Annotated in this window: 7 protein-coding genes; 5 read left to right on the top strand and 2 right to left on the bottom strand. The window is 69.6% G+C overall.

Annotation, left to right across the window (positions count from 1 at the left end; all coding sequences use genetic code 11):
• On the bottom strand, positions 1 to 219 hold a 219-nt coding region (locus HUU95_RS07345), incomplete at its 3' end, for a Maf family protein (RefSeq protein ID WP_174279520.1).
• On the bottom strand, positions 216 to 1043 hold the full coding sequence (locus tag HUU95_RS07340) for a pyruvate, water dikinase regulatory protein (protein WP_174279519.1): 828 nt from the start codon (positions 1041 to 1043) through the stop codon (positions 216 to 218). The genes HUU95_RS07340 and HUU95_RS07345, both read right to left, overlap by 4 nt.
• 237 nt (positions 1044 to 1280) lie before the next feature.
• Here HUU95_RS07340 and hemE point away from each other — a divergent pair, with 237 nt between their 5' ends.
• From hemE to HUU95_RS07315, 5 genes are all read left to right on the top strand, one after another.
• Complete coding sequence (hemE, locus tag HUU95_RS07335) at positions 1281 to 2363, top strand: uroporphyrinogen decarboxylase (protein ID WP_174279518.1); 1083 nt, start codon at positions 1281 to 1283, stop codon at positions 2361 to 2363.
• Positions 2364 to 2475: 112 nt separating this feature from the next.
• On the top strand, positions 2476 to 2925 hold the full coding sequence (locus HUU95_RS07330) for a CopD family protein (protein WP_254602671.1): 450 nt from the start codon (positions 2476 to 2478) through the stop codon (positions 2923 to 2925).
• 193 nt (positions 2926 to 3118) lie between these two features.
• Entirely contained in the window at positions 3119 to 4375 is a 1257-nt protein-coding gene (gene rho / locus HUU95_RS07325) for a transcription termination factor Rho (protein WP_174279517.1), read from the top strand.
• 219 nt (positions 4376 to 4594) lie between these two features.
• Positions 4595 to 5236: a YjbE family putative metal transport protein gene (locus HUU95_RS07320; protein ID WP_174279516.1), complete on the top strand. Its 642-nt coding sequence runs from the start codon at positions 4595 to 4597 to the stop codon at positions 5234 to 5236.
• On the top strand, positions 5233 to 5466 hold the full coding sequence (locus HUU95_RS07315) for a DUF6489 family protein (RefSeq protein WP_174279515.1): 234 nt from the start codon (positions 5233 to 5235) through the stop codon (positions 5464 to 5466). Before HUU95_RS07320 ends, HUU95_RS07315 begins: the two co-directional genes overlap by 4 nt.
• Positions 5467 to 5535 lie beyond the last annotated feature (69 nt).

Raw genomic sequence — 5535 nt, 5'->3', positions numbered from 1 at the left:
CGAGTCGCCGCCGAGCACCAGTGCCTCGGGCCGGGCGGCGGAGACCTTGAGCGCCTTCAGCTCGGCGAGCGCGTCGGCGAGGTCGCGCGGGGTCAGATGCGCGAGCGACGCCTTGGCGGCCTCCTCGTCGACTAGCGGGCGCTCGGCGGCATGGGGAACGCCGGCGGCGTCGAGCATCGCGCGGCGCGAGGCGCTGCCGGAGGCGAGGATCAGGGTCATGCGGTCGCGTCGCGGCGTTGCTGGAACAGGGCGATGATCGCGGCGGCGGTCTCCTCGATCGAGCGGCGGGTGACGTCGATCACGGGCCAGCCATGGTCGGCGAACAGGCGCCGGGCATAGGCGAGCTCGCGCCGTACCGCGTCCAGCTCGATATAGGCGGTGTCGCCCTCCTGGCTGAGCGACAGGAGGCGGTTACGGCGAATCTGGATCAGCCGATCGACGCCGGTGGTGAGCCCGACGACCAGCGGCCCGACCAGCCCGAACAGCGCGGGCGGCGGCGGGCTTTCGACCACCACGGGCATGTTGGCGACCTTGTAGCCGCGATTGGCGAGATAGATGGCGGTCGGCGTCTTGGACGAGCGCGAGACGCCGGCGAGGACGATGTCGGCTTCCTCCCATTCGTCCGCGTTGATGCCGTCGTCGTGCGCGATCGTGTACTGGATCGCGTCGACGCGCGCGAAATAGGCGGCGTCGAGCGCGTGCTGGCGGCCGGGGCGCGCCTTGGCCGCCTGGCCGAGCAGCCCGGACAGCGCGTCCGTGACGGTATCGAGCGGCGCGACGGCGGGCAGCCCCATATCGCGGCACCGGTCCTCCAGCATGCGGCGCGCGGCGACGTTGACGAGCGTGAACACGACCAGCCCAGGGTTGCGCGCGACCTCCTGAAGGATGCGTTCCAGATGCGCCTCCGTGCGGACCATCGGCCAGAAATGCCGCACCGTCTCGACATCGTCATATTGGGCCAGCGCCGCCTTCGCGATCGTCTCCAGCGTCTCGCCGGTCGAATCCGAGAGGAGATGGAGGTGGAGCCTGGCGGGCACGCTCATCGGGATCGATCCGTGGACAAGTCGGGGACAGGCGGTAGCGCAACCGCGCCGGACGGCCAAGCGGGCCGGACGGCGGGGGATGGATCGGACCTTGTCCACAGCGCGATCCACAGCCGCCGGTTCCATCCACCGGCCGGGGATGACGTGGACAAGTCCACCGACTCACGAGGCCGCGCGGGAGCGGACGCGTCAAGCTGTTGGCGGATCGGGCAGCGGCGACTAAGCCCCGCCGTCAACGTGCCCACTACCTCCACATCCCCTTTAGATCTCTCTTTAGAGAAGAAGAGGACGGCCAAGCCGCTGCTCGCGACGCTGCGCGGCGAGCGGCAGGCGGTGCCGCCGGTCTGGCTGATGCGCCAGGCGGGGCGGTATCTGCCCGAGTACCGGGCGCTCCGGGCGGAGAAGGGCGGCTTCCTGGCGCTGGCGACCGATCCGGCGGCGGCGGCGGAGGTGACGCTGCAGCCGATCGCGCGGTTCGGGTTCGACGGGGCGATCCTGTTCTCCGACATCCTGATGGTGCCATGGGCGATGGGCCAGGAGCTGACGTTCGGCGTGGGGGAGGGGCCGCGGCTGACGCCGGCGCTGATCGATGGGGCATTGGCGGGGCTGGACGCGGCGCCGGCGCGGCTCGATCCGATCTACGCGACGGTGCGACGCGTGGCGGCGGCGCTGCCGGCGGCGACGACGCTGCTGGGGTTCGCGGGCTCCCCCTGGACGGTGGCGACGTACATGGTGGCGGGGCAGGGCTCCAAGGATCAGGAAGCGACGCGCACGCTCGCCTATCGCGATCCGGACGCATTCGGAGCGTTGATCGACGCGGTGGTCGCGGTGACGATCGATTATCTGATCGGGCAGGCGGCGGCCGGCGTCGAGGCCGTGCAGCTGTTCGACAGCTGGGCGGGATCGCTGAGCCCGGCGCAGTTCGAGCGCTGGGTGGTGGCGCCCAACGCCGCGATCGTGGCGGCGCTGCGGGCTCGGGCGCCCGGCCTGCCGGTGATCGGCTTTCCCAAGGGCGCGGGCGGCAAGCTGCCGGATTACGCACGGGCGACAGGGGTGGACGCGATCGGGCTGGACGAGACGGTCGATCCGGCCTGGGCGGACGCGGTGCTGCCGCCGGGCCTGCCGGTACAGGGCAATCTCGATCCGCTGGCGCTACTGGCGGGGGGGGCGGCGCTGGATGCGGGCGTCGACCGGGTGCTGGGCGCATTCCGGGAGCGGCCGCATGTGTTCAATTTGGGGCACGGGATCGGGCAGCATACGCCGGTGGACCATGTCGAGCGGCTGCTGGCGCGGGTGCGGGGGTGGACGTCGTCATGCTGACCTCGTTTCAGCATTCATGCGGGCCGGCTTTTGTTGAGGACGACGTCGCTTGTGTCCGGCGTCGCGCGTGGATGCTGAAACGAGTTCAGCATGACGAGGTTAGGGTCAGGCCATGATGGACGCGCTCGCTCCTTACTATCTCTGGCTGCTCGCCGCGCATATCGTCGTGGTGGTGTTCTGGATGGCGGGGCTGTTCATCCTGCCGCGTTACCTGGTCCATCACCAGGAGGCGCTGCTCGCCGGGCGGAGCGAGGAGACGGCGGCGTGGGTGGCGCGCGAGGGCAAGCTGCGGCGCGTCATCATCACGCCGGCGATGATCGCGGTGTGGCTGCTCGGGCTGGTCCTGGCGACGGTGGGTCGGCATTGGGGCGAGGGATGGCTGCACGCCAAGATCGCGCTGGTGGTGCTGATGACGGGCTATCATGGCTGGGCGGTGGGCTATGCCAGGCGGCTCGCGCGAGGACAGGCGCGGCTGGCGGGGCGGACGCTGCGGCTGGTCAACGAGGCGCCGGCGCTGCTGCTGATCGCGATCGTGGTGCTGGTGGTGGTGAAGCCGTTTTGAAGGACAGGGAGTAGGGAATAGGGAGCAGGTAGCAGGGAGGTAGGGGACGGACGCTTGACGTGATCGGCGGCTGCGCTTACCTCCGTTATATTGCGGTCGGCGTTCTGTCGGGCTCCCGCGCTTTTTACAGCTTCGTGACCTGTCCCCGGCGCGGCCCCGCGCCCGTCCGAGCCCTATCTCCCGGAACTCCCCCATGCATCTCAAAGATCTCAAGAAGAAGACGCCCGCCGAGCTGGTGCAGCTGGCCGAGGAGCTGGGGGTCGAGAGCGCGTCGACGCTGCGCAAGCAGGACCTGCTGTTCGCGATCCTGAAGGAACAGGCGGAGCAGGGCGACCAGATCATGGGGGAGGGCACGATCGAGGTGCTGTCCGACGGCTTCGGCTTCCTGCGCAACGCGCAGGCCAATTACCTGGCGGGGCCCGACGACATCTATGTCACCCCCAACCAGGTGCGCAAGCACGGCCTGCGCACCGGCGACACGGTGGAAGGCGAGATCCGGGGTCCCAAGGACGGCGAGCGCTATTTCGCGCTGACCCGGCTGACGGCGGTCAATTTCGACGATCCCGAAGCGGTGCGCCACCGCGTCAATTTCGACAACCTCACGCCGCTTTATCCCGAGCGCAAGCTGACGCTCGACAGCTTCGACCCGACGATCAAGGACAAGTCGAGCCGCGTCATCGACATCGTCAGCCCGCAGGGGATGGGCCAGCGCACGCTGATCGTGGCGCCGCCGCGCGTCGGCAAAACCGTGATGCTCCAGAACATCGCGCGCGCGCTGTCCGAGAATCACCCGGAAGTGTTCCTGATCGTGCTGCTGATCGACGAGCGGCCCGAGGAGGTCACCGACATGCAGCGCTCGGTCAAGGGCGAGGTGGTGTCGTCCACCTTCGATGAGCCGGCGCAGCGCCACGTCCAGGTCGCCGAGATGGTGATCGAGAAGGCCAAGCGGCTGGTCGAGCACAAGCGCGACGTGGTGATCCTGCTCGACTCGATCACCCGGCTGGGGCGCGCCTACAACACGGTGGTGCCGTCGTCGGGCAAGGTGCTGACCGGCGGCGTCGACGCCAACGCGCTGCAGCGGCCCAAGCGCTTCTTCGGCGCGGCGCGCAACATCGAGGAGGGCGGCTCGCTGTCGATCATCGCCACCGCGCTGATCGACACCGGCAGCCGCATGGACGAGGTGATCTTCGAGGAGTTCAAGGGCACCGGCAATTCGGAGATCGTGCTGGACCGCAAGGTGGCGGACAAGCGCGTCTTCCCCGCGCTGGACGTCGGCAAGAGCGGCACGCGCAAGGACGAGCTGCTGGTCGACAAGGCCAAGCTGTCCAAGATGTGGGTGCTGCGCCGCATCCTGATGCAGATGGGGACCACCGACGCGATGGAGTTCCTGTTGGACAAGATGAAGGATTCGAAGTCCAACGACGCGTTTTTCGAAAGCATGAATCAGTAGCGCGGCGCGCACGGCCGCAGCGTCGCTGCGACCGAGACGCGCAAGCTCGGCCGACGGGCGGGGGAGCGGCGCCGCCGCGACACCGACCCGGTCGACGTCACGACGCGGCTTTGCCGCGGCGCTCTGGGCAATAGGCAACAGGCAACAGGCAATAGGCAGCCCGGCCCCGGCTCAAGGCCGGGGTGACGGGGCGGAGACGCGCTGCTACCTTCCTGCTTGATGCCGCCGCTCTCGATCGCTGACCTTCTATCCCCCGCCGGGCTCGCCGCGCTGGGGCAGGTGCTGATGATCGACCTGATGCTGGCGGGCGACAATGTCGTCGTGCTGGGGACGCTGGCGGCGGGGCTGGAGCCGCGCGACCGGCGGCGCGTGCTGACGCTGGGCGTCGGGATCGCGCTGGTCTGCCTGGTCGGGTTCGCGCTGTTCGCGACGCGGTTGCTGCATATCGTGGGGCTGCTGCTCGGCGGCGGGCTGTTGTTGCTGTGGGTGGCGTGGAAGCTGTTCCGCGAGCTGCGCGCGGGGCCGGTCGGCACGGGCTCGGCGGCGGAGGTCCAACCCGCGCCCAAGAGCTTCGCGCGCGCCGCCGCGCAGGTCGCGCTCGCGGACCTGTCGATGAGCCTGGACAATGTGCTGGCGGTGGCGGGCGCGGCGCGGGACCATCCGACTGTGTTGTTCGTCGGGCTGGCGCTGTCGGTGACGCTGATGGCGGTGGCGGCGAACCTGATCGCGCGGGTGATCGAGCGGCACCGCTGGATCGCCTATGTCGGGCTGGTGGTGATCGTCTATGTCGCGGGCACGATGATCCATCAGGGCTGGGTGGACCCGGCCATCGGGGTGGGGCCGTATTGGAGGCGCGCATGAAGGTGACGATCGACCTCGACCTGACCCCGGCGGAGGCTCGCGCGGCGATGGGGCTGCCTGACCTCGCACCGGTGCATGAGCGCTATGTCCAGCTGCTGCTCGACGCGACGGACGCGACGGCGCTCAAGCCGGAGGCGATCGACGCGCTGGTCAAGAGCTGGGCGCCGATGGGCGAGGCGGGGATGGCGCTATGGCGGCGATTGATCGAGACGGGGGCCAAGCCTGGCTGAGGACACGATCGTCGCGCTGTCGAGTGGCCGGCCGCCGGCGGCGATCGCGGTGCTGCGGGTGAGCGGGCG

It is taken from the genome of Sphingomonas bacterium, assembly GCF_903643065.1.
Classification (GTDB): Bacteria; Pseudomonadota; Alphaproteobacteria; order Sphingomonadales; family Sphingomonadaceae; genus Sphingomonas.
This window is presented reverse-complemented; position numbering and strand designations above follow the sequence as displayed.